Origin of the sequence: Geitlerinema sp. CS-897 (assembly GCF_028368005.1) — a bacterium.
In the GTDB taxonomy this organism is placed as follows: domain Bacteria; phylum Cyanobacteriota; class Cyanobacteriia; order Cyanobacteriales; family Geitlerinemataceae; genus Baaleninema; species Baaleninema simplex.
In genome coordinates, this window is record NZ_JAQNCQ010000310.1 from 1 (window position 1) to 26889 (window position 26889).

Sequence of the window (26889 nt, forward strand, 5' to 3'; positions counted from 1 at the left end):
AGCGTTTTGACGCCTTTCTTCAGCTTTTTTTTGAGTGGTATCAGGTAAATACAAACCTTCTTCTGTGGCATGGCGTCGGAGTTCTCGAGAAATCGTTTCTTTGTCTCGACCAAGACGACTAGCGATCTCCCCCCGCGAACAATTTTCCTGAGTGAAAAGTTTATAGATCTCAACACGCTCAGATGAGGTAAGATAGCTTGGTGGTGCAGAAAAGTCCTGAAACCCTTGCTATACAATAGTTCTAGTGAATCTATCGATTTCTGGATGGCGGTGAGAAGACGAACGTATTCAAAGGGGTTTGAGGTGCTGAAAGACACCCTCAAGATTGACTTCACATCTCGTGCTTTTTGTCAATGCTCTGTTTTCAAAAGTTTTCTGCACCACTAAGCGGTGGCGGTTATCCCGAACTCTACGCCGCGCAACTCTCGGAAAATCAGAGTTTGCGTCGAGCGATCGCAGCATTTTGCCAGTCGGGGCGTCCGGTTTACGCTGAATGTGGTGGGTTGATGTATCTCTCTCAGGGATTGCTGGAATCCGAGCGATCGTCTTATCCGTTTGTGGGCGTTCTTCCCTTCTGGACGACAATGGGAAAACGGGTTAAATTGGGCTATCGTCAGGCGGAAGTTATGGGTTCGACGAGATTCTTTCCCAAACAAAGCAAAATTCGCGGACATCGCTTTCATTATTCCGATATCGTCGATGAATCGGGTAATCTGTTAGACCTCAACCCTGGCGACTCTGCCGCTTCCGTCATAGAGTTCGATTACCGATTGCAAGGCTGGGGCGATCGCCTGGAGTGGGAAGGATATCGCATCGGTAACGTTCTCGCCAGCTACGTTCACTTACACTTTGGCAGCAATCCGGCGTTTCCCCAACAGTTTGTCTGCTATTGTCGAGAGCGATCGCTGTAAGCTGCGATTGTTATTCGCCGCTTGTCAAGTTCTGTTTGCGGAAGCCGATTCTGGAGTAACCTCGTGGGAAATCCTCAAAACGTGTAAACTTTTGGTAGCCAAGCTTTGCATAAAAATCAGCGGCTTGCCAGCTTTGAGTCCAAAGCCAGAGTCCTACAAGTTGCTGCGAGGCTGCATAGTTTTCTGCCTGTTTCATTAAAGACTTCCCCAATCCTTGCCCACGATAGTTTTCGTCTACCCAAAGCTCATCAATATACAGCCAATCCCACAATAAATCTGCTGTGAGAATTCCGATCGCATCTTGCCCGTTGTAAGCGATCCATGCCAGTCGTTCCTTACCAAAAGGAGGTGCAGAAGTCGCCTCAGAATGACGAGAAAAGCCAGCCATTAGGATGGCCTGTTCCGCAGAAGTTAAATTGCCAGATCGGAATTTTATTTCAACCATTGAAGAAACGTAAATCGAAGGTATTTGTGGTTCTTCCGAACTTACCATGCAAGAAATCGCTGAAACCCTTACAGGAAAAGAGTTTTTGCTAAACTGTATAAAAAATCCGCTCAAATTGCGAAATTCCTTTCCAGATATATAGCAATCCTAAATGGTTTGCGGAAACAGATCGGCTGAAAACCCCATACTGCAATGATTCATATTGAAAACAATTCGCAAACAAAGTCATACTGCTATAGGCTACAAGCATTTACCCTACACACCAAGGTCGGAAGAGCCGAAAACTTCAAAACAAGTTAGAGTATTAAAAGCTAAATTTTATTGTAGCCAATCTTTTTCTCAAAACTCATTCTCGTTTTCCTCGTGCGCTCGTTTCCCGGTTTCGCATGGGAATGCAGTCGGGAGGGCTATTCCCTCCCCAACACTAGAAAACATCAACCTAAGCAAAAACAACCGTGCGATTGTTGTAAGACAAAACGCGACGATGCAAATGCGATCGCACCGCTCTCGCTAACACCATTCGCTCCAAATCTTTCCCTTTCCGAATCAGATCGGCAACCGTATCACGGTGACTGACACGCACCACATCCTGCTCGATAATCGGTCCTTCATCGAGATTTTCCGTCACGTAATGCGCCGTTGCTCCAATAATCTTAACCCCACGTTTGTACGCCCGGTGATAAGGTTTTGCTCCCGCAAAAGCCGGAAGAAACGAATGGTGAATATTGATGACTTTCGGGAACTTTTCGACAAAATCCGAACTGAGAATCTGCATATATTTCGCCAACACCACCAGGTCGATATCGTACTGTTGCAACAATTCCAGTTCTCGAGTTTCCTGTTCCACTTTCGTCTCTTTCGTAATCGGAACGTGATGAAAATCGATACCAAACTGTTCGGCGATCGGCTGTAATTCTGTATGATTGCTAAGAATTAACGGAATTTCTGCCTGAAACTCTTTCGCCTTTTGACGCCACAATAAATCGAGCAAACAATGGTCTTGTTTCGTCACCCAAATGGCGATGCGCGGAACGTCATCAGAAAAATGCAGTTCCCAATCCGCTTCCAAAGGCTTCGCCACCGCATCGAAAGCCGGGGCAATAATCTCTCGAGGTAGGTTAAAACCGTCGAGTTGCCATTCAATGCGGCTGAGAAACAGTCCGGCGGAAAAGTCCGTATGATGGTCGGCATGGATGATATTTCCGCCGTTGGAATAGATAAAATTGGCGATTTTCGCCACGAGTCCCTGGCGATCGGGACAAGCCAAAAGTAAAATTGCAGTGGAACCGTTCATGAATCGTTGCAGTCGATCGCTGCGAGAGCGCGATGTTCGAGGGTTTGCTATCAAAGGTTGCACAAATTGCAAACCCCGATTATACACAGCTTCTCGAGCCTTTTAAGCCGAAAGGGGAAGTTCGTTCGCCCCTTGCTGTTGTTGCAGTCGATACATATGCTCGAACAACCGCCAGCAATAGGCTTCGGAGAGTCCACAAGTCACAGCACCCCGTAACACTACGTTGAAATACCAGTCGTTGGGTGCGAGTTCGCGGGGGAGTTTGTTGACGACAACGTAAGTCCGAACGTCGCTATAGTGGCGATCGCCACACTGTACGGCGATAGTTTCGCGGCGATAGCCTCCCGTGGGGATTTCTTCCCGTTCGTCGAGGCGATCGCTCAAACGCCAGGGAAGACGGTACAGAACTCCCTCAACGCGAGCGTTATCGTCGCGGACGACATCGAGAACGCCACAGTTGCGACGCCGCGATCGACGGTTGAAGGCGAGGCGATATCCGTCGAGAACCGCCGTACCCACCACGTAGTCTCGCGTACTTTCGCCGAGGGTTCGCTGTAGGTCGATCGGACACATACAACTACCGTAGGCGAAATAATAGAAACTGGTTTCGGACAATACTCGATGGTGGGGCGTGCGATCGAGACAACGTTCGCTCGATCGTGCGATTTCGCTCGGCGACAGTCGATCGGGGCGATCGCTCATAGCAAACCTCCTAAACGTGACAGACAAAACGTGACAGAGATAACAGCTTGACTTGTAGGCTGCTTGTAATACTTTTGATAGAATTCTCCACCCATCTTATCAAAACCACAGTATCTCGACCGAGAAACCGTAGATTAACTTAACAAAGCGCCACTAACAACAACGACGCACCGAAAACATCGGTACGCCGTCGATCGAGATATTGAAAAATTAGAGAATTTAGAGAGACAAAGCCAGAAGAGAACCTAACGTTCTCATCATCCCTTCATCTACCCAATTAAGCCGGAACCAGAACGTCTTCAAGAGACATCCAACGAAAGGTGCGATCGCCGCCCACTTCCACCACCACTTTCACGCGGGGTTCGATTTTCGGAAGCGCCGTCAAATATTCAAGTTCCTGACGAGACAACACTCTTCCATCGAAAATCCACAGCAATAGACCTTTCGATCGATCCGGAAGCGTATCCAGTTGCGTTTGCACGATCGGGGGAACGTAAGCGATCGGCCCCACCGCACCGTCACCGAAATCCTTTTTACCCAAATGAGGGGGACGAACGCCGTGAACGCCCATCAAATAAGACGCCAAATCGCCCAATCCCCGAGCGCAGAGCGAAATACTCGTATAACCCGCAGCCCGAGCGCGTCGTTGGTAACGTCCTTCAAAGCCACCTTCGAGAGGAACGTAAGCCCCTAACGCCCCAAACTGCTCGAGATCCGATAGAAATTTTTTGCCGTTTGCCAGTAATATCATGCGCTTTAAACTCTAAATAGATTGCCATCGACGCGCCTAGCGCGAGACCGCCACAGAACCGTCCGACAAGACGCGATCGCAAATTACCGCAACAATCCTTTAAAAAAGTATAGCCCCACAGCGGGATTCCCACGAGGATACGGCCGAGTCAGCCTACAGGATAGCGATCTGCGATCGCATGAAAATTTTGCCAGCACTAGACAATTAAGATCGACTCGCGTATACTGAGAAATTGCGACTGAAAGTTATAAAAAAACGTTAGCACTATAGTATATAGTGCGACTCGATCGCATAGCCTACGGGACTGGCTTACTGCCCTCAACAAGGCAACAAGTCGCAAGCGTAGAGGTATCCCCGCGCCCGAACCGTCCATGTTATCGGCGTCTGGGAAAATTCGGAAACGGTTCCCCAACGTCAGTTGCGAACCCACTCCGGAGATACTGGGCTAACCCAGAGTTTGCCTAAGTCTCAGCCGAACCCGGCAACCTCGAAACAGCTTTAACGGACACCCCAGTTCAACGTATCGAATCTCCTCGATCGCGGCAACCGAAGTGGTTCTAGAGAACCATCGGCGGTTGTCGCGTTATAGGGGTGTCAAACGCTGCGAGCGATCTGCGGGTGAGGCATACGCCAACCTATCTTCGTATGTGTAGTGGCTAAACAAGGAGAAAACAGTACCGTGTCTGTTGGGATTCTCGGCAAAAAAGTCGGCATGACGCAAATCTTTAACGAGGAAGGCATAGCCGTCCCCGTTACCGTCGTTGAAGCCGGACCGTGCAAAGTCACGCAAATCAAAACCAAAGAAACTGACGGGTACGAAGCCGTACAAATCGGCTACGACGAAGTCAAGCCTAAAGCACTGAACAACCCGCTACTGGGTCATCTCAAAAAATCCGATTCCCCGGCTCTGCGCCACCTGCGCGAATACAAACCCGCCAGTGTCAGCGAGTACGAACTCGGACAGTCCGTCACCGTAGAAATCTTTGAAAACGGACAAATCGTAGACGTAACCGGTCACAGCATCGGTAGAGGCTTCACCGGATATCAAAAGCGCCATAACTTCAAGCGCGGGCCTATGTCTCACGGGTCGAAAAACCACCGCCTCCCCGGTTCGACGGGTGCTGGAACGACCCCCGGTCGCGTCTATCCCGGCAAACGGATGGCCGGTCGCAAAGGGAACGATCGCGTCACCATCCGCAAACTGACCGTCGTTAAAATCGATGCCGAACGGAACCTGCTGCTCGTGAAAGGGTCCGTTCCCGGAAAACCCGGAAGCTTAATCAGTATCGCCCCCGCCAATATCGTTGGCGCCAAATAGTCCTTCCATCCTCGAACGAGTAACAGACGATCGACATGGTTAATTGTGTAGTTCGCAACTGGCAAGGCGAAGAAGTGGGACAAGCCACCTTCGAACTCAAAGTTGCCAAAGAAGAAAGCGCCGCCCACATCGTCCACCGCGCCCTCGTGCGTCAAACGACCAACGCCCGCCAAGGGACGGCTTCCACCAAAACTCGCGCCGAAGTGCGCGGTGGCGGTCGCAAGCCCTGGCGTCAAAAAGGCACCGGTCGCGCCCGGGCCGGTTCGACCCGGTCTCCCCTATGGCGAGGCGGTGGGGTCATCTTCGGTCCCAAACCGAGAGAATACAACCTCAAAATGAACCGAAAAGAGCGGCGTCTCGCCCTGAGAACCGCCTTTTCCAGCCGTGCCGAAGATCTGATCGTCGTCGAAGAATTCGCCGAACAGTTTTCGCGCCCCAAGACGAAAGACCTCGTCAACGCCTTCGAGCGTTGGGGCATCGACGCCGACACCAAAATCCTAATGATTTTGCCGGAAATCCCCGACAACGTATATCTGTCGGCTCGTAACGTCGAGCGGCTCAAAACCATCGCCGCCACCAACCTCAACGTCTACGACCTGCTTCACGCCGACAAAATCGTGACCACGGCCGCAGGATTAGCCAAGATTCAGGAGGTTTACAGTGACTAAAACCGTTTCGCAGCGCGACCTAGCCGATATCATCCGTTGCCCCCTCATCACCGAGAAAGCCACGCGGCTGATGGAGAACAACCAATACACCTTCGACGTCGCGCTCAAAGCCACCAAGCCCGAAATCAAAGCGGCCGTCGAAGCCATGTTCGAGGTCAAAGTGGTTTCCGTGCAAACCCTCCGCAAACCGCTTAAGAAAAAGCGCGTCGGACGTTTCGTCGGATACAAAGCCCAGTACAAACGCGCGATCGTTCGGCTGGCCGACGGCGATTCGATCGACCTGTTCCCCGACGTTTAAAACTGGCGTCCGAACCCTCGCCCCTTCTTTCGTAGCACACCAAACCTGAGACAAACATCATGGGTATTCGTTCGTACCGACCCTACACCCCGAGTACTCGCCAAGCCACCGTCTCGGACTTCTCCGAAGTCACTCGGAGCAAACCCGAGAAAAGCCTGACCAAATCCAAACACCGCGCCAAAGGGCGTAACAACCGGGGCGTCATCACCTGTCGCCATCGCGGTGGCGGTCACAAACGCCGCTATCGCTTCGTCGACTTCCGCCGGGACAAACACAACGTTCCTGCCAAAGTCGCAGCGATCGAATACGACCCCAACCGCAACGCCCGCATCGCCTTACTGCACTACCAAGACGGCGAAAAGCGGTACATCCTGCACCCGAGCGGACTGGCCGTCGGCAGCACCGTCGTTGCCGGTCCCGAGTCCCCCATCGAAGTCGGGAACGCCCTGCCCCTGGGAAGCATTCCCCTGGGTACGAGCGTCCACAACGTCGAACTCATGCCCGGTCGCGGCGGTCAAATTGTCCGCGCAGCAGGAACCAGCGCCCAAGTGGTCGCCAAAGAAGGTAACTTTGTCACGCTGAAACTGCCTTCGACCGAAGTTCGCATGGTGCGCCGCGAATGCTACGCCACCATCGGACAAGTGGGCAACAGCGAAGCCAGAAACCTAACCCTCGGCAAAGCCGGACGCACCCGCTGGAAAGGTCGTCGCCCGCAAGTGCGCGGTAGCGTCATGAACCCCGTCGATCACCCCCACGGTGGCGGTGAAGGACGCGCTCCCATCGGTCGCAGCGGTCCGATGACCCCCTGGGGCAAACCCGCACTGGGGATGAAAACCCGTCAGAAGAACAAACAAAGCGACAAATACATCGTGCGTCGCCGTCGTAAGACTTCCAAACGCAGCCGGGGCGGACGCGAAAGCTAAACCTCGTCCGGCCGTCTCAGAACGGACTCCCTCTGTGTACTTCACCCAGAACGAAACTATGAGTCGATCGCTCAAAAAAGGGCCTTTCATCGCCGACAGCTTGATGAAAAAAATCGAAGCCCTCAACGCCAAAAACGAAAAACAAGTTATCAAAACCTGGTCTCGCGCATCTACGATCGTGCCGCAGATGATCGGACATACCATCGCCGTCCATAACGGTCGCGCTCACGTCCCCGTCTACGTTAGCGAGCAAATGGTCGGCCACAAACTCGGAGAATTCGCCCCGACGCGCACCTTCCGAGGCCACGCCAAGAGTGATAAAAAAGCCCGCCGCTAGAGAAGGAGAAGCCTCATGGCTGTCGATACTACCGAACAAGCAAAGGCGACTGCGCGCTATATCCGAATGTCCCCCCATAAAGTGCGCCGCGTACTCGACCAAATTCGGGGACGGACTTACCGGGAAGCACTGGTCATCTTAGAATTCATGCCCTACCGGGCTTGCGACCCCGTCCTCAAAGTCCTGCGTTCGGCCGTCGCCAACGCCGAACACAACCTCGGCATCGATCCGGCGTCCCTCGTGGTGTCCGAAGCCTTCGCCGACCAAGGGCCGAGCCTGAAACGCTATCGCCCTCGCGCTCAAGGTCGCGCTTACATGATTCGCCGACCCACCTGTCACATCACCGTGGCAGTCGCCCCTGAAATTGACGAAGAGTAGACAAGAGGACTAGGACTCGTGGGACAAAAGATTCACCCGACTGGGTTTCGCTTGGGAGTAACCCAAGAACACCGCTCTCGTTGGTTCGCCGATAGCAAACGCTATCCCGAACTGCTCAAAGAAGACCGCCTGATTCGGGAGTATATCCAAAACAACCTGAACAACGCCGGAATTTCGGAAGTTCGCATCGAACGCAAGGCCGACCAAATCGACCTGGAAATTCGCACCGCCCGTCCCGGTGTAGTCGTCGGTCGCGGTGGCAGCGGCATCGAAAGCCTGCGGACGAACCTGCAACGGATTCTCGGCGGTAGCAACCGTCAAATTCGCATCAACGTCGTCGAAGTGACCCGTGTGGACGCCGACGCCGCCTTGATTGCCGAATATATCGCCCAACAACTCGAACGGCGGGTGTCCTTCCGTCGCGTCGTGCGCCAAGCCATCCAACGAGCCCAACGCGCTGGTGTCGAAGGCATCAAAGTGCAAGTGGCCGGACGCCTCAACGGTGCCGAAATCGCACGGACTGAATGGACTCGCGAAGGTCGCGTTCCCCTGCATACGTTACGGGCTGATATCGATTACTGCTACCGTACCGCCCGCACCATTTACGGCATCCTGGGCGTGAAAGTGTGGATTTTCAAAGGCGAAATCTTGCCGGGACAGGAAGAAAAAGCGCCCGCGAACGCCGATCGCCCTCGCCGTCGCCAACAGCGTCGCAGACAGTTTGAAGATCGCTCCAACGAAGGGTAAAACCGAGTCCCGTCGGTCGCACCCTGTCTGACCCATAGCCAACGTTCGATTCGCAAACCATGCTCAGTCCGAAACGTACCAAATTCCGCAAACAGCAGCGCGGACGACTCCGGGGTCAAGCCACCCGTGGCAACAAAGTCGATTTCGGGGAGTACGGCCTCCAAGCTCTCGAGCCGTCCTGGATTACCTCCCGTCAAATCGAAGCCAGCCGTCGGGCAATGACTCGTTACGTCCGTCGCGGTGGGAAAATCTGGATTCGTCTGTTTCCCGACAAACCCGTGACCATGCGTCCGGCAGAAACCCGGATGGGTTCCGGTAAAGGATCGCCCGAGTTTTGGGTGGCTGTCGTCAAACCCGGCCGCATCATGTTCGAGATCGCAGGCGTCCCCGAAGAAACCGCTCGGGAAGCCATGCGTCTGGCGTCCTTCAAGCTGCCGATTAAAACGAAATTCATCAAGCGCGAAGGAGAGTAGAAACTGACGATGTCTTTGCCCAAGATCGACGAAGTCCGAAATTTCAGCAGTGAAGAACTGTCCCAGCAGGTTCTCGACATTAAAAAACAACTGTTAGACCTGCGGGTGCAACAAGCCCTCGGACAACTCGAAAAACCCCACCAGTTCAAACACCTGCGCCATCGCCTCGCGCAGTTGCTGACCGTCGAACGCGAGCGCGAACTCGAAGCGGCTTCTTCAGCCGCCGACGTTCCCGCCGAAGCTCCCGCCGAAGAACCGGCCGCCGCGAGCGATAGCACTTCTCCCGACGTTCCCGCCGAGGCTCCCGCCGAAGAACCGGCCGCCGCGAGCGAGGAAGAAGAGGCGTAATCTCCCTATCCGTTTATCGACCAAGAAAGTCATCCGCTTATGGCAGTTAAAGAAAGAGTCGGCACCGTCGTCAGTAACAAAATGCAGAAAACGGTCGTTGTCGCCGTCGAAAACCGGGTTCCCCACCCCAAGTACGGCAAAACGATGGTTCAAACCAAACGCTACAAAGCCCACGACGAAAATAACGAGTGCCAGATCGGCGATCGCATTCGCATCCGCGAAACCCGCCCCCTCAGCAAACACAAGCACTGGGTCGTGGTTGAAACTCTCAGCCACACTCCGGACGCTTAGTCGGTTTCGATAAGTCATCGCAGGCTTGTTAAAGAACGCTCGGAGTAAGGGAGAACGACCGTGATTCAGAAAGAAAGTTATCTCAACGTGGCGGACAACAGCGGGGCGCGCAAGCTCATGTGTATTCGCGTCCTCGGGGGAAATCGCCGCTACGCCCACGTCGGCGACACGATTATCGCCGTCGTCAAAGACGCCATCCCCAACATGGCGATTAAAAAATCCGACATCGTGAGAGCGGTTGTCGTCCGCACGCGCAAAAACCTACGTCGCGAAAGCGGAATGAGCATCCGTTTCGACGACAACGCCGCCGTCATCGTCAACCTCGACGGCAACCCCAGAGGAACGCGGGTGTTCGGCCCCGTCGCTCGCGAACTCCGGGAGAAAAACTTCACCAAAATCGTTTCGCTCGCGCCGGAGGTGCTCTAGATGCCTAAGAGCCAACAGAAAACACCAACTCGCCTGAAAATGCACGTCAAAAAAGGCGACACCGTTCAGGTCATCGCCGGGAAAGACAAAGGCAAGGTCGGCGAAGTCCTCAGAGCGTTGCCCGAAACCAGTCAAGTGGTGGTTAAAGGGGTCAACGTCCGCACCAAGCACGTCAAACCCACCCAAGAAGACGAGTCCGGTCGCATCGTGACCTTTGAAGCCCCCATCCACAGCTCTAACACGATGCTGTATTCGACCAAAGAAAAGGTGGCCAGCCGCGTGTGCTACACCTTCACCGAAGACGGACGAAAAGTCAGAAAGCTCAAAAAAACTGGAGAGATCCTTGATTGACGATCCGTTGTCGGTTCGCTTCCGATACAGCTTTACTCGTCCTGACCAAGACCAGGACACTTCCGAGGTACTACGACCATGACACAGCGACTCAAAACCCTTTACCTAGATACCATCGTCCCCAAGCTGAAAGACCAGTTCGGCTATACCAACATCCACCAAGTCCCCAAAGTGGTGAAAATCACCGTCAACCGAGGTCTGGGGGAGGCGTCTCAAAATGCCAAAGCCCTCGAATCCTCCGTGCGGGAAATGGCGATTATTACGGGTCAAAAACCCATCGTCACCCGTGCCAAAAAATCCATCGCTGGATTTAAACTTCGCGAAGGAATGCCCGTAGGCGTGATGGTGACGCTTCGCCAAGAGCGGATGTACGCATTTTTGGCTCGGTTGATCGATTTGGCCTTGCCTCGGATTCGAGACTTTCGCGGCATCAGTCCTAAAAGTTTCGACGGTCGGGGAAACTACACCCTCGGCCTCCGAGAGCAGCTCGTTTTTCCGGAAGTGGATTACGACAGCGTCGACCAAGTGCGGGGCATGGACATCTCGATCGTTACCTCGGCTGAGACAGACGAAGAGGGTCGCGCTTTGCTCAAGGAAATGGGAATGCCCTTCCGCAGTAATTGAGGCAGGTTAGATAAGAGGAAACTATGGCGGCTAACGATACTATTGCAGATATGCTGACGCGCCTTCGCAACGCGAACTTGGCTCGGCACGACACGACGCAAGTGCCGTCCACCAAGATGACGCGCAGCATCGCCCAAGTTTTAAAAAACGAGGGATTTATTTCTGAATTTGAAGAAGTCGGCGAAGGAGTCAAGCGACATCTCGTCGTTTCGCTGAAGTACAAAGGCAAAAACCGCCAGCCGATTATCAAGATGCTCAAGCGGGTGAGTAAGCCGGGATTGCGCGTGTACTCCAATCGTAAGGAACTCCCCCGAGTTCTCGGTGGAATCGGCATTGCCATTATTTCGACCTCTCGCGGCATCATGACCGATCGCGAAGCACGCCAGCACGGCGTTGGCGGAGAAGTGCTTTGCTACGTCTACTAAGTTCTCGCACCCTCTCGGACGGCGACGTCCGCTTCGATACGCCGCCAATTGACGGCGATCCTCGGGTGCGAATCCGTTAAACACTTCAAGAACTAGCTATGTCTCGAATTGGCAAACGACCTATAAGCGTCCCTAAAAACGTCACCGTGACCATCGACGGGCAAGCTGTTTCCGTGAAAGGCCCCAAAGGCGAACTGTCTCGGGTGTTTCCGAAAGAAGTTTCCTTCGATCGCGACGGCGAGACGATTCTCGTCAAACGTCACGACGAATCCCGCGTCTCTCGGTCGCGTCACGGACTCAGCCGCACGTTGCTTTTCAACATGGTCGAGGGCGTCTCGAACGGATTCGAGCGTCGCTTGGAAATCCAAGGGGTCGGCTACCGCGCCCAAGTGAAAGGCAAAACCCTCGTTCTCAACGTCGGCTACAGCCAACCGGTCGAAATCGCCCCCCCTGAAGGCGTTGAGTTGGCGGTCGAGAACAATACCAACGTGATCGTTAAAGGCATCAACAAGGAAGTCGTCGGGAACACCGCTGCTAAAATTCGCGGCGTCCGTCCCCCCGAAGTCTATAAAGGCAAAGGAATTCGCTACGCTGGCGAGCAAGTTCGGCGCAAAGCAGGTAAGGCCGGTAAGAAATAACGCCTCGATCGCATTACTCATCACCGTCACAGCAGCTATGAAACTGACACGTACACAGTCTATTCAGCGCAGACACCGCCGGATTCGGCGGAAAGTTCGCGGGACGTCCGAACGTCCTCGCCTGGCCGTGTTTCGATCGAACCAACATATCTACGTCCAGGCTATCGACGACACGCGAGACCACACCCTCGCGGCGGCCTCTACTGTCGATAAGGAACTCCAACTCGACAGTACGGCCACCTGCGACGCCGCCGCCAAAGTCGGCGAACTCGTCGCCAAGCGTTTGGTAGCGGCCGGTATCGATAAGGTGGTCTTCGATCGCGGAGGCAACCTCTACCACGGCCGAGTCAAAGCCCTCGCCGATGCCGCCCGCGAAGCCGGGCTAAACTTCTAAAGTACACCACGCGACTTCAATCAAACATGGCAGATCGACAAGACCGTCGGAAAAAAGGGAACCGCAACCGCGAAAAAGATTCTGAATGGCAAGAGCGCGTCGTTCAAATCCGCCGCGTGACCAAAGTGGTTAAAGGCGGTAAAAAGCTCAGCTTCCGTGCCATTGTCGTCGTCGGTAACGAACGCGGCCAAGTGGGCGTCGGCGTCGGGAAAGCCGGAGACGTCATCGGCGCTGTGAAAAAAGGCGTCGCCGATGCGAGAAAACACGCGGTTTCTGTTCCGCTGACGAAAGCCAACTCGATTCCCCACCGCTCTAACGGCATCGCCGGAGGGGCCAAAGTGATGATGCGTCCCGCCTCTCCCGGTACGGGTGTAATTGCTGGGGGTGCCGTGCGTACCGTCCTCGAACTGGCGGGCGTGCAAAACATCCTCGCCAAACAACTGGGATCGAGCAACCCCCTCAACAACGCACGGGCGGCTGTGGACGCTCTGGCGAACTTACGCACCTTCTCCGAGGTGGCTCGCGAGCGCGACATCGCTTTAGAACAGCTTTTCGCGCGTTAGTGCCGTTTGGCGCGATCGCCCCTAGCGGTCGATATCCTGTTCACTTCACTGCAAACTAGAACGATGAGATTCCAAGACGTACAGCCCCAACCCGGCTCTAAGAAGCGTCGCCGCCGCCTCGGCCGTGGCATCGCTGCCGGCCAGGGTGCCAGTTGCGGCAAAGGAATGCGCGGTCAAAAGTCTCGTTCGGGCGGTGGAACCCGACCGGGCTTTGAAGGGGGTCAAATGCCCTTGTACCGCCGCGTTCCAAAGCTCAAGCACTTTACGGTCGTCAATCCCAAACAGTACACTGTTGTCAACGTCGGTAAACTGGCCTCCCTCTCCCCTAACAGCGAAGTGACCCTCGCTTCGTTGATGGAAGCCGGAATCGTCACGACCGACGACGGTCCGCTCAAAATGCTCGGCGACGGCGAACTTAGCGTAGCCCTGACGGTGAAAGCCGCAGCCTTTACCGCCAGCGCCCGCCAGAAAATCGAAGCGGCCGGCGGCCGTTGTGAAATCGTCGCCAAAGGCTCGGCGAACGACTCCGCGTCTGAAAGCAGCGACGCCGAGTAGTCGAGGCGCGAGAGTAGCCGTTCGCAATTCGGCGATGGTACGTACTGGTAGAGGTTCCCTTCATGGTAGTCAATCGAGATAAAGCTCCAACGGCTCAAGAAACGTTCTTGCAGATGGCTCAGGCGGCCGGCCTTCGCGGCCGGATTCTGGTGACCGTCGGTTTGCTCGCGATCGTACGACTGGGGATTTACCTGCCCGTTCCCGGTATCGATCGCGCGCGGTTTGCCGCTGACTTGCAAAACAGCCCGTTTTTCGGACTGCTCGACGCCTTCTCCGGCGGCGGTTTGCAAGCCCTCGGTATTTTTGCATTGGGGATCTTACCGTTTATTAACGCGTCGATCGCCATTCAGTTGCTGACGGCTGCTATTCCCAGCCTCGAAGACTTACAGAAAAACGAAGGCGAAGCGGGACGGCGCAAGATCTCTCAGATTACTCGCTACATCGCCCTGGGCGTGGCCGTGTTGCAAAGCATCGGGATTGCCTTGTGGACGAGCGCCTACGCCTACGATCCCAGCCCCATATTCGTCGCACAAACGGTATTGGCTCTCGTGGCCGGTGCGATGTTCGTGATGTGGGTCTCGGAACTGATTACCGAACGGGGAATCGGCAACGGGGCGTCTCTGTTGATCTTCGTAAACATCGTCGCCGTCCTGCCGCGATCGCTTGGCAACACCATCGAACTGGCCCAACAGGATCGCGCCATCGTCGGACGGGTCGTCTTGCTGCTGCTGGTCTTTCTGGTCACGATCGTCGGCATCGTCTTCGTCCAAGAAGGGGCGCGGCGCATTCCCATCGTGTCCGCCCGTCGCCAAGTCGGTCGTCGCCTGTATCGGGAACGCACCAGCTATCTGCCCCTGCGACTCAACCAAGGGGGCGTCATGCCGATTATTTTCGCCTCCAGTTTCCTGATTTTGCCGGGGATTATCGCCAACTCCACGAACAATCCCGTTTTGATTCGCGTGGCGGAATACCTCAGTCCCAGCGGTCCGGCACCTTGGATGTACGCCCTGTTCTATCTGCTGTTGATTCTCTTCTTCAGCTACTTCTACGCGTCGCTGATTCTCAACCCCGTGGATTTGTCCCAGAACTTGAAAAAAATGGGTTCGAGCATTCCCGGCATTCGACCGGGACGCGCCACCAGCGACTACATCGAGCGAGTTCTCAACCGCTTGACGTTCCTCGGTGCCGTGTTCTTGGGGCTAGTGGCGACGGTTCCGACGGCTGTTGAAAGTGCGACGCGCGTGACGACGTTCCAAGGGTTGGGGGCGACCTCGTTACTGATTTTGGTGGGGGTTGCGATCGATACGGCGAAGCAGATTCAAACTTACGTGATCTCGCAACGATATGAAGGAATGGTGAAACAGTAAACTCATGCGTTTGATTTTTTTGGGACCGCCGGGTGCGGGAAAGGGGACACAAGCTCAACGGATTGCCGAACAGTTTGAGATTCCCCATATTTCGACGGGAGATATTCTCCGACAGGCTGTGGCGAACGAAACGCCCCTCGGACAGAAGGCAAAGGAATATATGGATCGGGGCGATTTAGTCCCCGACGAGTTGATTCTGTCGATGGTGCGAGAACGCCTTTCTGAAAGCGATGTCCAACCGGGCTGGATTTTAGATGGGTTTCCCCGCAACGTGAGTCAGGCTGAATTTCTCGATAAGTTGCTTCAAGAAATTCAGCAAGCCTGCGATCGCGCCGTCAACTTCGAGGTTCCCGACGAGATGTTGGTGAAGCGCCTGTTGGGACGGGGTCGTAAAGACGACAACGAAGCGATCGTCCGCCACCGCCTCGAAGTCTACCGTGCGGCGACTGCCCCGGTGATCGACTTCTACCGCCAAGGCGATCGCATCGTTTCCATCGATGGCAGCCAACCCATCGACCACGTGACCCAAACCCTGGCGATCGCTCTCGAAAGAACCTAAGAATAAAGATTTGTCAAGTCAATTTTTGATAAGATCTTTAAAGAGATCGCGAGCTGCTGCCCCTAACATCTACAGTTATCGCAGCCTTCTCCGATCCCTGTCGAATTCAGAGGAACCCCCCGTGGCCAAACAAGATCTCATCGAGATGGAAGGAACCGTAACGGAATCCTTGCCCAACGCTATGTTTCGCGTCGATCTCGATAACGGATTCAACGTCCTCGCTCACATTTCTGGGAAAATCCGCCGGAATTACATTAAAATTCTGCCCGGCGATCGGGTCAAAGTGGAACTGACCCCCTACGATCTCCAAAAAGGTCGCATCACCTATCGCTTACGTAAAAAATAAACGATCGAGCGAGTTTCGAGCCACTAGAAACGCTCCCCCGGAGTCGTTTTTAGTTTTCTACACCCGAAAAATCTGATATAATATGCAGTTTGTAAGTATCGCAGCAAACCCATGAAAGTCCGAGCATCAGTCCGCAAAATGTGCGAAAAGTGCCGCGTGATTCGTCGGCGCGGCCGCGTGATGGTGATTTGCACCAATCCCAAGCACAAACAGCGTCAAGGATAACTGGGTTTTCTTGGCTCTATTTTTCTTGGCTCTATTGTAGTACAGATAGCCAGCTCCGTCGGCAACCTTCCATCTGACCGTCCGCACTGGCTGCCCGCATTCACTCAGGAACAATAATGGCACGAATCGCTGGAGTAGACCTTCCCCGAGACAAACGGGTCGAAATCGGCCTGACTTACATTTACGGCATCGGTCTCACGAGATCGAAACAAATTTTAGCAGCGACGGGCATCAGCCCCGACACCCGCGTCAAAGACCTAGCCGACAAAGAAGTCGCCACGTTGCGCGAACACATCGAAACGAACTATCAAGTCGAAGGGGACTTGCGACGTTGGGAATCGATGAATATCAAGCGGCTCGTCGACATCGGTTGTTATAGAGGTCGCCGCCACCGCATGGGCTTGCCCGTTCGCGGTCAGCGCACCCGAACCAACGCACGCACCCGTCGGGGAACTCGTCGCACCGTGGCTGGCAAGAAGAAACCCGCCGCTAAAAAATAACGTTCGAGCCGATTTCGGCTTTGCTCTACCGCGACAGACAGACCTTTACCGACAAACACAAATATGGCGAGACAATCAGGTAAAAAATCCGGCGCCCGCAAACAGAAGCGCCACGTTCCCAACGGCGTCGCCTACATCCAATCGACGTTCAACAACACCATCGTCACCATCACCGATCCTCGGGGAGAAACGATCTCCTGGGCTTCTGCCGGATCGAGCGGTTTCAAAGGCGCTAAAAAAGGAACCCCTTACGCCGCCCAAACGGCTGCCGAAAGCGCTGCCCGTCGCGCCAGCGACCAGGGAATGCGCCAGATCGAAGTGATGGTCAGCGGTCCGGGATCGGGTCGCGAAACTGCAATTCGCGCCATTCAAGGGGCCGGTCTCGAAATCACCCTCATTCGCGATATCACTCCCATTCCTCACAACGGCTGCCGTCCGCCGAAACGCAGACGAGTATAGCGATCGCCGCCGGTTCGGCGTCAAATCGCCGCTAGTTTTGCCTCGAACGTGCGAGGCAACTTGCAATCTAGGCTCAGATGGGGAATAAGGAGAAGGGAGGTCACGCCGTGGCGCAGTTTCAGATTGAGTGTGTCGAGACAAACACCGAAAAAGACCAGGGTCAATACGGAAAGTTCACGATCGAACCCCTCGAGCGGGGTCAGGGAACCACCGTCGGTAACGCCCTGCGGCGGGTGCTGCTGTCCAACTTAGAAGGGACTGCCATCACCGCCGTCCGCATTGCCGGAGTCAACCACGAATTCGCAACCATTCCCGGCGTCCGCGAAGACGTTCTGGAAATTCTATTAAACATGAAAGAGGTGGTGCTAAAAAGCCACACCTCGCAACCGCAAATCGGTCGTCTCCTCGTCAAAGGGCCGGCCATGGTGCGGGGCGAGCATTTCGACTTACCTTCAGAAGTCGAAGTGACCGCTCCCAACCAGTACATTGCCACGCTCGCCGAGAACGCCACCTTAGAAATGGAGTTTCGCGTCGAGCGCGGTATCGGATACCGTTCTGTCGATCGCAACCGAGACGAGTCTGGGGCCCTCGACTTCCTCCAGATCGACGCGATTTTTATGCCCGTGCGGAAAGTCAACTACACCGTTGAAGACGCACGCATCGGCGGTTCTCTCGAAAAAGACCGCCTGATCTTAGAAATCTGGACGAACGGCAGCATCAGCCCCCAAGAGGCGCTCAGTGAAGCGGCCAATATGTTGGTCGATCTCTTCGTTCCCCTCAAAGACATCACCCTCGAATCGCTCAAAGACGATTACACGCCGGACGAAGACCCGACCAGCCAAATTCCCATCGAGGAACTTCAGCTGTCCGTTCGCGCTTACAACTGTCTCAAACGCGCTCAGATCAACTCCGTAGCCGACTTGCTCGACTACTCCCAAGAAGACCTCTTGGAAATCAAAAACTTCGGTCAGAAATCTGCCGAAGAGGTGATCGAAGCGCTCCAAGAACGCTTGGGGATTACTTTACCTCAAGAAAAAACTAAAGCGTAGCCGACAGTCGCGACCCGCGCCGACTCGCGCGGCCGGGGCGTCGCTGCGCTACTACTCTAAACTCTCGTCGTTATTGAAACTCAGCCGATCGAACTATGCGCCACCGTCGTCGCGTCCCTCAACTCGGCAAACCTGCCGACCAACGTAAAGCCCTGCTGCGGTCTTTGACGACCGAGCTGATCCGTCACGGTCGCATCGTGACCACCAAAGCTCGAGCAAAAGCCGTGCGATCTCAAGCCGATCGCATGATTTCCCTGGCCAAAGAAGGCACTCTGTCCGCTCGCCGTCGCGCCCTGGGCTATATGTACGATAAAGACCTCGTACACGCCCTGTTTATCGGCGTCCAAGAACGCTACGGCAACCGCAACGGCGGTTATACCCGTATCCTGAGAACGGTCAGCCGTCGCGGTGATAACGCGGAAATGGCGATCGTGGAATTGGTTTAAAACTTGGTTTAACGTTTCGATCGCTATGCCCGAACGCTGTCCCAGACCCAATCAGCGCGTTGCCCTCGTCGTTCAGTACGTCGGACGCGGCTTTTATGGATGGCAGCGTCAACCGCAGCATCGCACCGTTCAGGAAGACCTCGAAACCACGATCGCTTCCCTCGCGGGGCATCCCGTGACCGTCCACGCCGCCGGACGAACCGATACCGGCGTCCATGCAGCGGCACAGGTGGCACACTTCGACGTCAACAGTCCCATTCCGGCTCGCAAATGGGCAGTAGTGTTAAACAACCACCTCCCCGACGGCATTCTCGTGCGAGCCTCTGCCCCAGTGAGCTTCGACTGGCACGCCCAGTTTTCCGCCACGTGGCGTCGCTATCGCTATACCCTGTATACCGAAGCCCGCCCTAACTTGTTCGTCGATCCCTTCGTTTGGCATTACTATCGCGAACCCATCGACGAAACGGCGATTCGCAGCGCCCTGACGCCCCTCCTCGGACGCCATCACCTCTCGGCGTTCCGACGAGCTGGCTCCAACCGCGCCCATTCCTGGGTTGACGTTCAGGATGTTTTGTGCTATCGTCGCGGGCCGTTCGTGACGGTCGAAGTTCAAGCCAGTGGGTTTCTCTACGGCATGATGCGCCTGTTGGTGGGTATGCTCGTTCAAGTCGGAACCGGACGGCGTGCGATCGAGGAATTCCACCACATCTGGAAAAACGAACGGCGCGAAGCCGTCAAATACGCGGCACCGGCCAAAGGACTCTGTTTCCTGGCCGTGGGCTATCCCGACTCGCCGTTTCCCCCCGAAGCGCGATCGAACGCCATGCCACACTTCGCATTCGACCCCTTACCGATTAGCTGTTAGTTCCCCATGAGTACCAAAACCTACGTTCCTCCCGTCGATTCGATCGATCGCAAGTGGTACGTCATCGACGCCGCCGACCAACGGCTCGGACGCCTCGCCAGCGAAATCGCGAAAATCCTCAGAGGAAAAAACAAACCGAACTTTACCCCCCACATGGACGCCGGTGACTTCGTCGTTGTCGTCAACGCCGAAAAAGTCCAAGTGACCGGGAAAAAACGCTTTCAAAAACTCTACCGTCGTCACTCCGGCCGTCCCGGCGGAATGAAAGTCGAAACCTTCGACAAACTGCAAAACCGCATCCCCGAACGGATTATCGAAAAAGCCGTTAAAGGGATGTTGCCGAAAAACGCGCTCGGTCGGAAACTCTTTACCAAACTGAAAGTGTACGCCGGACCCGAGCATCCCCACGAAGCTCAACAGCCTGAAGTGCTGACTGTCGATACCAATACTGGAGAACAAGGTTAATGGAAGCCGTCGAACAACAAAACCGCGTCGTGTACTGGGGAACCGGACGCCGTAAAGCCTCCGTCGCCCGCGTCCGCCTGGTTCCGGGCGAAGGTAAATTGGTGGTCAACGGAAAACCCGGCGACCTCTACCTTCAATTCAACCCGTCTTACCTGTCCGCCACCCGCGCTCCCTTGGAAACCCTGGGTCTCGAGAACGAGTACGATATCCTCGTCAACGTTCGCGGCGGCGGACTGACCGGCCAAGCCGACTCCATTCGTCTCGGCGTGGCTCGCGCCCTGTGCAAGCTCGACCCGGACAACCGCCAACCCCTCAAAAGCGAAGGCTATCTCACTCGGGATTCCCGCAGTAAGGAACGGAAAAAATACGGTTTGCGGAAAGCTCGCAAAGCCCCTCAATACTCCAAACGCTAACGTGTTTTTGCCAGTTCTCTCTTGTCTCGGGCCGATCGGTTGTTTTGGATTCGCGCGATCGCGGCAAGAGAGAATTCTCGTGAAGGCATCGCTTGAGAACTTCGCGTTAAACTTCGCGTTAAAATAAAAAAGCCGCCTCAAGCAGCTTTATCCCGCAACGTTTGTTGTCATCCCATCGCAGAAATCGAGGAAATCGTCATGCCTAAAGAAGGTATTCACCCCGAATGGTATCCCGAAGCCAAAGTCTACTGTAACGGTGAAGTCGTTACGACCGTAGGCGCGACTCAACCGGAAATTCACGTCGATGTTTGGTCGGGCAACCACCCCTTTTACACCGGCAACCAGAAGATTATCGACACTGAAGGACGAGTCGAACGTTTCTTGCGGAAGTACGGCATGATGGACACCAGTTCTCAAGAGCAAAAAGACTCTGGCGAAAAATAGTTGGGTTGTCGTTTGGAACCTCACCTTTGCCGATCGATCTCGCTGTAGGTCGTTCGGTTCTCTTGCATTAAACCTATCCACACAACTCCAACGACATCATGGCCGAACGTTACCTGCTAGACAAACTCCAATCCGTCGAACAAACCTTCAACGAACTGACGCGACGGATGGCCGACCCCGACGTCGCCACCGACCCCAACGAGTTTCAGAAAGTGGCGAAAGCCCGCGCTTCTCTTGAAGAAACGGTGGCGACGTACCACCAATGGCAAGACGCGGGTGAAGAACTCGTTGGCGCTCAGCAGGTTCTCAAGGAATCTTCCAGCGACCCGGAAATGCACGAAATGGCAGCGATGGAAGTCGAGGAACTTCAAGAGCGCCTGGTTCGATTGGAACAACGCCTCAAAATCCTGTTGCTGCCCCGCGACCCCAACGACGATAAAAATATTATGTTGGAAATTCGCGCGGGAACGGGCGGCGACGAAGCTTGTATCTGGGCAGGGGATTTGGTGCGGATGTACTCTCGCTACGCGGAAGGCCAAAGCTGGCAGGTGAAACTCGTCAGCGAATCGACGGCGGATATGGGCGGGTTTAAAGAAGCCATTTTGGAAATTAAGGGCGATTCGGTCTACAGCAAACTGAAGTTCGAGGCGGGGGTTCACCGGGTGCAACGGGTTCCCGTGACAGAAGCAGGCGGCCGCGTGCATACGTCGACGGCGACGGTGGCTGTGATGCCGGAAGTGGACGATGTGGAAGTGAAAATCGACCCGAAAGATTTGGAGATTTCTACAGCGCGATCGGGCGGTGCTGGCGGTCAAAATGTAAACAAGGTGGAAACTGCCGTCGATTTGCTGCACAAACCTACGGGAATTCGGATTTTTTGCACGGAAGAGCGATCGCAGCTTCAAAACCGCGAACGGGCGATGCAGATTTTGCGTGCGAAGTTGTACGAGATGAAGTTGCGGGAGCAACAGGAAGCTGTCACCTCCATGCGGCGATCGCAGGTGGGAACGGGGGCGCGATCGGAGAAAATTCGCACCTACAACTATAAGGACACCCGCGTCACCGATCACCGTCTCGGCCAGAACTTCAATCTCGACGGGATTCTCGAAGGAGACTTAGAAACCGTCGTACAATCTTGTATTACGCAAGACCAGCAGGAACGCTTAGAACAGTTGGCGGAAGCCACTACTGCGACGACTTCCGTGTAATACAAACGTCTGTGTAATACAAAAAACCGAAAAATTGTAGGTTGGCGTTGAGGGGCGACACCCAATACCCAACCCCAATCTGAGAAACCCGGCATCGTGGAGATACCGGGTTTCTGGCTATTCTGACAGGCGAGGCATCAACGACACGAGGTTACAGGGACGGTAGCGACTGTCTAGCTGCCAGCGTAAAATCTCGTCCCAGGCGTCGCGACAGGCTCCCGAGGACCCCGGTACAGCAAATAAATAGGTTCCAGCAGCAACACCAGCCGTTGCCCGCGATTGCAACGCCGAGACGCCAATTTTCTGATAGCTGAGGTGACGGAACAACTCGCCGAAACCGGGAATTTCTTTTTCACAGACTTGTTGAAAGGCTTCGGGGGTCACGTCTCGTCCCGTAATTCCGGTTCCCCCCGTTGAAATGACGACATCGATGTCGGGGTTAGAAATCCAGGTTTTCAGGCGATCGACGATCGCCTCGCAGTCGTCGGGAACGATCGCGCGATCGACGAGGTGGTGTCCCGCCTCGGAAATTAAATCCACGAAGACCTGTCCCGATTTATCCGTCTCGAGGGTTCGCGTATCCGATACCGTCAGCACAGCAATGTTGACGGGAACGAACGCCCTCGATTCATCAATACCTACCATGTTCCTAGACTCGAAAAATATCGCTCGGGTTATTGTAAAGGCAAACGAATCTCGAACGTTGCTCCGTCCCCAAATTTCGACGATAGCTTCAGCTCTCCACCGTGATTCTCCGTGATAATTTGATAGGCGATCGCCAATCCTAACCCCGTTCCTTTTCCGGGGGGTTTAGTCGTAAAAAAGTTGTCAAAAATTCGCTGTTGGATCGCTTCGGGAATTCCGGGGCCGTTGTCGGTAATTCTCACGATCGCCCGTTCGTCATCGGCGACTTCCGTAGTCAGCGTAATGCGAGGCGTTTCGGTCGAATTTTCCAAAGATTCTAGCGCATCGATGGCATTTCCAACCAGATTCATAAATACCTGACTGAGCTGTCCTGAATAGCATTTGACTAACGGCAAATCTCCGTACTGCTTGACTACCTCAACCCCTTTTTTGAGACGGTTACTTAAAATCAATAACGTGCTATCGAGACAATCGTGTAAGTTAGCGAGTTTTCGGCTGCCGTGACCGACGTGAGAAAAGCTATACAAACTGCTGACGATCTGTGTCAGTCGATCGGCACTGACTTTCATCGTGTCTAAAATTTTCGGTAAATCCTGCTTGAGAAAATCGAATTCGAGATCGGCTTTGAGAGTTTCGATCTCCTCATTCTCGATATCGGACGATCTTTCGTAGGCGTTCGTCAACTCCATTAAATCTTCAAAATAGTTAATGAGAAATCCTACATTTCCATTGATACAGTTAACAGGATTGCGAATTTCGTGCGCGACACCCGCCACCATGCGACCCAAACTCGACATTTTCTCCGTTTGCATCATTTGAGCTTTCGTTTGCTCGTTGAGGAGTTGAGTCGTGAGTTGGTGGATTTCCGATTGCGCGACGAGGAGCTGGTGAACGTCGAGAAGTCGATATTCGTTCGGCTCGATTTCAACGAGAATTGGTTCGTAAAGCAGTTCTGGCGGTCGTTGCAGCGATCGCCTCGCTGCCATAACGATGAGCGTCTCGCGTTGGCAGCACAGAACCTCGGTGTGGGCGAAACTATATAGGGAAGCGATGGGACGACGGGAGAACAGTTCGACTCCGTAAGGACGACTCATGTGTTCGAGAAACCGCCGTCTCGAAACAACACCAACTAAATGACCGCGATCGACTAGAATCACACCCGGTAACAACGAGTCGAGATCGAAAAGCTTAACGACATCACGACCGGGGCGCGACACGTCAATTTGACAGTCGTGTAACGAGAGTTCTGCGAGGGTTGAGTCTAAACTCAAGTTCGATTTGAACGAGTCAGACCGGATTAGAGAGGAAGATTCGATCGAGGAAAGGAGAGGAGCAGCCATTGCTAGAAACTTGTGAAAGCTTCGAGTATTTGTGTCGGACACTACTAATATAAGTGTAGTTCGATCTCAGTCAAAAAAATCGATAATATCGATCGTTTCTTAATTTTTAATTTTTTTAATCTTTTATTAACCAAAAAATAACCTTAAATTCAAACAAACATGATAGGTAATAAATTTTGAATAAAATTGACGATCGCAAATTAAATTTTATTCAAAACAATAAATATTATCAAAACATAAAATTGCAACATAGAATCACAAAAAATACGTTTTAACGTTCTTCAATTCGAGTGTATTCTATTAACGTTTTCGTGTCGATCGAGTACTATCTAGTGAATTTGCGCCAACTTTACCAAAGTAAAGACTGGCTTCCAAAAAACTTAAACTTTAACGATCGACGACAAAGAAGGTGTGAGAATTCGCAGATCGGAAGCCAACGATCGCCTAAAAAAACGACCCAAACCAGCTCTCGATCGGGCGATACGATGCCGAGGCACACAGACTACAGAGGGCGATCGAGAAACTCAAAAGACTCGAAAAACGGTCGAGCCTTCTCAAAAAACGCATTCCGTTCGGCTTCGGGAATATCGAGGGGAATCGCTGCCATAAGTTGATACAGACGGCGATCGACCAAATAAAGCTGGTGTTTGTACACCAAGCCGTCGCCTCCCTCATAAAACAGTTCCATCCCTGGATATCCCGAGAGTGAAATGCGGCGATCGGGCGTCAAACGCCGGTCTACGTTCGTCGCGACTCCTGCGATCGCCCCCTCGAACAGAGTCGAAGGCGGAACCGCCGCGAAAAAACTGGGAAAGTCCGCCACCATAACAGCAAAAGCGCGATCGTCGAGATCGACCCCCAAAATGTAGACATCGAGATCGCCGAGGCTCGTCTCGACTGGCTGAACGCCTTGACGTACCGTTCCTGGCGGCATCGCCACCGCAAACCCCGCCCCCTGATTCTCCAATTCCTGCCACTCGTCGATCTGCCTCGGAATCTCCGTACCGCCGGCCGTATCGTCCGAGGCAAACGCTCGGTGTGGTAGCCAAACGGCTTCCGAAATCGATAACAAGGCGGCGATCGCTACCGTGGCGACCCTCTCAACAGCCGTTTTAAACCGATCGCGAGCGATTGGTGCCATCTACTTCTCCCTCTCCGAGATAAGATTTCCCGAACTCTATTCGAGACAGTTCTATTCAAGACAGTACAGTACGTTCTCGCTGCATTTTCAGTTCTCGATCGTAAGCGATCGAGCCGATCGCGCGAGCGGACATCCGTACAGATCGCCCCACCGATAACCTGGCAAAATAGTTAACGAGCAGACTCTTACCAGATCGCGATATTCGAGCGCAGCGATCTCCACCCCAACCCTTTTGACCCCTCCTCAAACCATTTCTATTCGTAAAGACACGATCGTTATGCGATGGACTAAATTTCTCAAGACCTCGATTTCCCCAACTCACCTCGTCGCGATCGCCTTGGGCGTCCTCCTGACTCTGAGCTTCGGGACAGTGCTTCCGACACAGGCAGCAACCGTTACCCCCGACACTGCCCCAGCACCAACTCTAGCCCAAACGAGGGGCAGTTTCGTGACCGCCGCCGTCAACCGCGTCGGACCGGCTGTCGTCCGCATCGATACCGAGCGCGTGATTACCCGCAACGTCGATCCCTTTTTCGACGATCCCTTTTTCCGTCAGTTTTTCGGCGACCAATTTTTCCAATCCATGCCCCGCGAACAACTCCAACGGGGACAAGGTTCGGGATTCATCATCGACGGCGACGGAACCATTCTCACCAACGCGCACGTCGTGAACCAGGCCGATCGCGTGACTGTCAAGCTCAAAGACGGACGGGACTTTGAAGGGCGCGTTATGGGAGTCGATGTCGTCACCGACCTCGCTGTCGTTAAAATCGATGCCGGAAACACCAGTTTACCCGTCGCGACGCTCGGAGACAGCGATCGCGTGCAAGTCGGCGATTGGGCGATCGCCGTGGGCAACCCCCTCGGACTCGACAATACGGTAACGCTCGGTATCGTCAGCACTCTGAACCGTTCGAGCGCCCAAGTGGGAATCCCCGACAAACGCCTCGACTTCATTCAAACTGACGCCGCCATCAACCCCGGAAACTCCGGCGGACCGCTGCTCGACGAACAGGGTCGCGTTATCGGCGTCAACACTGCCATTCGCGCCGACGCCAACGGGATCGGTTTCGCCATTCCCATTAACACCGTTAAAGCCGTCAAAGACCAGCTAGCACGGGGAGAGAATGTCGCACATCCCTTCGTCGGCATTCAAATGATTACGCTGACGCCAGAGATCGCCCGCGAAAACAACCGCGATCCGAACGCTCCCTTCCGCGTTCCCGAACAGCAAGGGGTTCTCGTGATGCGCGTCGTTCCCAACAGTCCCGCCGCCGCTGCTGGGTTGCGTCGCGGTGATGTCATTACCGCCATCGACGGACAAGCGATCGAGACCGCCGACGAACTCCAACGATTGGTTGAAAACAGTCACGTCGGACAGGTTTTGCGGTTCCAAGTCCTGCGAGATAACCGAACCCTGCAATTGCGAGTTCGCACGGGAGAATTACAACCGACGCGATCGTAAATCTCTTGTCTCTGGAATCTCGTCTCTCCTGTACAGTGGGAAAGACGAGATTCGCTTGCTATGGCATCGTTCGATCGTCCGGCTCTCGCACG

The 26889-nt window shown here is 54.2% G+C and carries 40 protein-coding genes and 1 pseudogene; 33 read left to right on the forward strand and 8 right to left on the reverse strand.

Translation table 11 applies throughout. From position 1 onward, the window contains the following. Positions 1-195, reverse strand: a pseudogene (locus tag POG22_RS19570) (helix-turn-helix domain-containing protein); the annotation flags it as partial. A 158-nt stretch (positions 196-353) separates the two neighbouring features. Between POG22_RS19570 and POG22_RS19575 the strand changes: the two are divergent. Beyond that, entirely contained in the window at positions 354-911 is a 558-nt protein-coding gene (locus tag POG22_RS19575; protein ID WP_498906874.1) for a hypothetical protein, read from the forward strand. Positions 912-921: 10 nt separating this feature from the next. Here POG22_RS19575 and POG22_RS19580 read toward each other — a convergent pair whose 3' ends face one another. From POG22_RS19580 to ndhN, 4 genes are all read right to left on the reverse strand, one after another. Further along, positions 922-1356, reverse strand: a complete 435-nt coding sequence (locus POG22_RS19580; protein ID WP_498906889.1) for a GNAT family N-acetyltransferase — start codon at positions 1354-1356, stop codon at positions 922-924. 439 nt (positions 1357-1795) lie between these two features. Beyond that, positions 1796-2650, reverse strand: coding sequence for a formyltetrahydrofolate deformylase (purU, locus tag POG22_RS19585; RefSeq protein ID WP_498906875.1), 855 nt, complete (start codon positions 2648-2650; stop codon positions 1796-1798). 102 nt (positions 2651-2752) lie between these two features. Continuing rightward, positions 2753-3352: a gamma-glutamylcyclotransferase family protein gene (locus tag POG22_RS19590; protein ID WP_498906876.1), complete on the reverse strand. Its 600-nt coding sequence runs from the start codon at positions 3350-3352 to the stop codon at positions 2753-2755. A gap of 277 nt (positions 3353-3629) precedes the next feature. Continuing rightward, the gene (gene ndhN, locus POG22_RS19595) at positions 3630-4103 is read right to left on the reverse strand and encodes an NAD(P)H-quinone oxidoreductase subunit N (protein ID WP_498906877.1); all 474 of its coding nucleotides are present in this window, start codon (positions 4101-4103) and stop codon (positions 3630-3632) included. A 679-nt stretch (positions 4104-4782) separates the two neighbouring features. Between ndhN and rplC the strand changes: the two genes are divergently transcribed. The 31 genes from rplC (at position 4783) to prfA (ending at position 22206) form a co-directional block, all read left to right on the forward strand. After that, the gene (gene rplC, locus POG22_RS19600) at positions 4783-5421 is read left to right on the forward strand and encodes a large ribosomal subunit protein uL3 (RefSeq protein ID WP_498906878.1); all 639 of its coding nucleotides are present in this window, start codon (positions 4783-4785) and stop codon (positions 5419-5421) included. A gap of 35 nt (positions 5422-5456) precedes the next feature. Then, complete coding sequence (rplD, locus tag POG22_RS19605; protein WP_498906879.1) at positions 5457-6089, forward strand: 50S ribosomal protein L4; 633 nt, start codon at positions 5457-5459, stop codon at positions 6087-6089. After that, positions 6082-6387 (forward strand): 50S ribosomal protein L23, encoded by a 306-nt coding sequence (locus POG22_RS19610; RefSeq protein ID WP_017659032.1) that lies wholly within the window; start codon positions 6082-6084, stop codon positions 6385-6387. The genes rplD and POG22_RS19610 overlap by 8 nt, the downstream gene beginning before the upstream one ends. A gap of 59 nt (positions 6388-6446) precedes the next feature. After that, entirely contained in the window at positions 6447-7310 is an 864-nt protein-coding gene (gene rplB / locus POG22_RS19615) for a 50S ribosomal protein L2 (RefSeq protein WP_017659033.1), read from the forward strand. A gap of 58 nt (positions 7311-7368) precedes the next feature. Beyond that, positions 7369-7647: a 30S ribosomal protein S19 gene (rpsS, locus tag POG22_RS19620; protein ID WP_017659034.1), complete on the forward strand. Its 279-nt coding sequence runs from the start codon at positions 7369-7371 to the stop codon at positions 7645-7647. Positions 7648-7662: 15 nt separating this feature from the next. Further along, on the forward strand, positions 7663-8025 hold the full coding sequence (gene rplV, locus POG22_RS19625) for a 50S ribosomal protein L22 (protein WP_017659035.1): 363 nt from the start codon (positions 7663-7665) through the stop codon (positions 8023-8025). Positions 8026-8043: 18 nt separating this feature from the next. Then, complete coding sequence (gene rpsC, locus POG22_RS19630) at positions 8044-8772, forward strand: 30S ribosomal protein S3 (protein WP_017659036.1); 729 nt, start codon at positions 8044-8046, stop codon at positions 8770-8772. Between the two features lie 59 nt (positions 8773-8831). After that, a complete protein-coding gene (gene rplP, locus POG22_RS19635) occupies positions 8832-9245 on the forward strand; it encodes a 50S ribosomal protein L16 (RefSeq protein WP_017659037.1) in 414 nt (137 codons plus the stop codon). A 9-nt stretch (positions 9246-9254) separates the two neighbouring features. Next, the gene (gene rpmC, locus POG22_RS19640) at positions 9255-9593 is read left to right on the forward strand and encodes a 50S ribosomal protein L29 (RefSeq protein WP_498906880.1); all 339 of its coding nucleotides are present in this window, start codon (positions 9255-9257) and stop codon (positions 9591-9593) included. Between the two features lie 39 nt (positions 9594-9632). Further along, the gene (rpsQ, locus tag POG22_RS19645; RefSeq protein WP_017659039.1) at positions 9633-9884 is read left to right on the forward strand and encodes a 30S ribosomal protein S17; all 252 of its coding nucleotides are present in this window, start codon (positions 9633-9635) and stop codon (positions 9882-9884) included. Positions 9885-9944: 60 nt separating this feature from the next. Then, complete coding sequence (gene rplN / locus POG22_RS19650; RefSeq protein ID WP_017659040.1) at positions 9945-10310, forward strand: 50S ribosomal protein L14; 366 nt, start codon at positions 9945-9947, stop codon at positions 10308-10310. Beyond that, on the forward strand, positions 10311-10661 hold the full coding sequence (gene rplX / locus POG22_RS19655; protein WP_017659041.1) for a 50S ribosomal protein L24: 351 nt from the start codon (positions 10311-10313) through the stop codon (positions 10659-10661). It abuts the gene before it with no gap. 78 nt (positions 10662-10739) lie between these two features. Next, the gene (gene rplE / locus POG22_RS19660; RefSeq protein ID WP_063716280.1) at positions 10740-11285 is read left to right on the forward strand and encodes a 50S ribosomal protein L5; all 546 of its coding nucleotides are present in this window, start codon (positions 10740-10742) and stop codon (positions 11283-11285) included. Positions 11286-11308: 23 nt separating this feature from the next. Beyond that, positions 11309-11710 (forward strand): 30S ribosomal protein S8, encoded by a 402-nt coding sequence (gene rpsH / locus POG22_RS19665; protein ID WP_017659043.1) that lies wholly within the window; start codon positions 11309-11311, stop codon positions 11708-11710. A gap of 98 nt (positions 11711-11808) precedes the next feature. Further along, complete coding sequence (rplF, locus tag POG22_RS19670) at positions 11809-12348, forward strand: 50S ribosomal protein L6 (protein WP_063716281.1); 540 nt, start codon at positions 11809-11811, stop codon at positions 12346-12348. Between the two features lie 37 nt (positions 12349-12385). After that, positions 12386-12742 (forward strand): 50S ribosomal protein L18, encoded by a 357-nt coding sequence (gene rplR, locus POG22_RS19675; protein ID WP_017659045.1) that lies wholly within the window; start codon positions 12386-12388, stop codon positions 12740-12742. A 26-nt stretch (positions 12743-12768) separates the two neighbouring features. Then, positions 12769-13305 carry a 30S ribosomal protein S5 gene (gene rpsE / locus POG22_RS19680; RefSeq protein WP_017659046.1) on the forward strand — a complete coding sequence of 179 codons (537 nt, stop codon included), beginning with the start codon at positions 12769-12771 and terminating at the stop codon, positions 13303-13305. A gap of 63 nt (positions 13306-13368) precedes the next feature. Further along, positions 13369-13860 (forward strand): 50S ribosomal protein L15, encoded by a 492-nt coding sequence (rplO, locus tag POG22_RS19685; RefSeq protein ID WP_498906881.1) that lies wholly within the window; start codon positions 13369-13371, stop codon positions 13858-13860. 62 nt (positions 13861-13922) lie between these two features. Then, positions 13923-15227, forward strand: coding sequence for a preprotein translocase subunit SecY (gene secY / locus POG22_RS19690; RefSeq protein WP_063716283.1), 1305 nt, complete (start codon positions 13923-13925; stop codon positions 15225-15227). 4 nt (positions 15228-15231) lie between these two features. Next, entirely contained in the window at positions 15232-15786 is a 555-nt protein-coding gene (locus POG22_RS19695) for an adenylate kinase (protein ID WP_063716284.1), read from the forward strand. Positions 15787-15907: 121 nt separating this feature from the next. Then, positions 15908-16132 (forward strand): translation initiation factor IF-1, encoded by a 225-nt coding sequence (gene infA / locus POG22_RS19700; RefSeq protein ID WP_017659050.1) that lies wholly within the window; start codon positions 15908-15910, stop codon positions 16130-16132. Positions 16133-16243: 111 nt separating this feature from the next. After that, on the forward strand, positions 16244-16357 hold the full coding sequence (rpmJ, locus tag POG22_RS19705) for a 50S ribosomal protein L36 (RefSeq protein ID WP_071591960.1): 114 nt from the start codon (positions 16244-16246) through the stop codon (positions 16355-16357). A gap of 116 nt (positions 16358-16473) precedes the next feature. Further along, positions 16474-16857, forward strand: coding sequence for a 30S ribosomal protein S13 (gene rpsM, locus POG22_RS19710; protein WP_017659052.1), 384 nt, complete (start codon positions 16474-16476; stop codon positions 16855-16857). Between the two features lie 63 nt (positions 16858-16920). Then, positions 16921-17316: a 30S ribosomal protein S11 gene (rpsK, locus tag POG22_RS19715; RefSeq protein WP_017659053.1), complete on the forward strand. Its 396-nt coding sequence runs from the start codon at positions 16921-16923 to the stop codon at positions 17314-17316. A 107-nt stretch (positions 17317-17423) separates the two neighbouring features. Beyond that, entirely contained in the window at positions 17424-18365 is a 942-nt protein-coding gene (locus POG22_RS19720; RefSeq protein ID WP_026097386.1) for a DNA-directed RNA polymerase subunit alpha, read from the forward strand. Between the two features lie 95 nt (positions 18366-18460). After that, positions 18461-18811 carry a 50S ribosomal protein L17 gene (rplQ, locus tag POG22_RS19725; RefSeq protein WP_017659055.1) on the forward strand — a complete coding sequence of 117 codons (351 nt, stop codon included), beginning with the start codon at positions 18461-18463 and terminating at the stop codon, positions 18809-18811. A gap of 25 nt (positions 18812-18836) precedes the next feature. Further along, positions 18837-19676, forward strand: a complete 840-nt coding sequence (gene truA / locus POG22_RS19730) for a tRNA pseudouridine(38-40) synthase TruA (RefSeq protein ID WP_017659056.1) — start codon at positions 18837-18839, stop codon at positions 19674-19676. A 6-nt stretch (positions 19677-19682) separates the two neighbouring features. Next, the gene (gene rplM / locus POG22_RS19735) at positions 19683-20141 is read left to right on the forward strand and encodes a 50S ribosomal protein L13 (protein ID WP_017659057.1); all 459 of its coding nucleotides are present in this window, start codon (positions 19683-19685) and stop codon (positions 20139-20141) included. Next, a complete protein-coding gene (gene rpsI / locus POG22_RS19740) occupies positions 20141-20554 on the forward strand; it encodes a 30S ribosomal protein S9 (RefSeq protein ID WP_017659058.1) in 414 nt (137 codons plus the stop codon). Before rplM ends, rpsI begins: the two co-directional genes overlap by 1 nt. 198 nt (positions 20555-20752) lie before the next feature. Continuing rightward, on the forward strand, positions 20753-20998 hold the full coding sequence (gene rpmE, locus POG22_RS19745; protein WP_026097387.1) for a 50S ribosomal protein L31: 246 nt from the start codon (positions 20753-20755) through the stop codon (positions 20996-20998). Between the two features lie 98 nt (positions 20999-21096). After that, complete coding sequence (gene prfA, locus POG22_RS19750) at positions 21097-22206, forward strand: peptide chain release factor 1 (RefSeq protein WP_017659060.1); 1110 nt, start codon at positions 21097-21099, stop codon at positions 22204-22206. A 117-nt stretch (positions 22207-22323) separates the two neighbouring features. On the opposite strand, the gene moaB is transcribed toward prfA, so the two are convergent. From moaB to POG22_RS19765, 3 genes are all read right to left on the reverse strand, one after another. Then, the gene (gene moaB, locus POG22_RS19755; protein ID WP_498906882.1) at positions 22324-22851 is read right to left on the reverse strand and encodes a molybdenum cofactor biosynthesis protein B; all 528 of its coding nucleotides are present in this window, start codon (positions 22849-22851) and stop codon (positions 22324-22326) included. A 29-nt stretch (positions 22852-22880) separates the two neighbouring features. Continuing rightward, positions 22881-24122, reverse strand: coding sequence for a sensor histidine kinase (locus POG22_RS19760; RefSeq protein ID WP_498906883.1), 1242 nt, complete (start codon positions 24120-24122; stop codon positions 22881-22883). 571 nt (positions 24123-24693) lie between these two features. Continuing rightward, positions 24694-25332, reverse strand: a complete 639-nt coding sequence (locus POG22_RS19765) for a hypothetical protein (RefSeq protein WP_063716286.1) — start codon at positions 25330-25332, stop codon at positions 24694-24696. 277 nt (positions 25333-25609) lie between these two features. On the opposite strand from POG22_RS19765, the gene POG22_RS19770 reads away from it, so the two are divergent. After that, on the forward strand, positions 25610-26797 hold the full coding sequence (locus POG22_RS19770; RefSeq protein WP_063716287.1) for an HhoA/HhoB/HtrA family serine endopeptidase: 1188 nt from the start codon (positions 25610-25612) through the stop codon (positions 26795-26797). Positions 26798-26889: the final 92 nt, after the last annotated feature.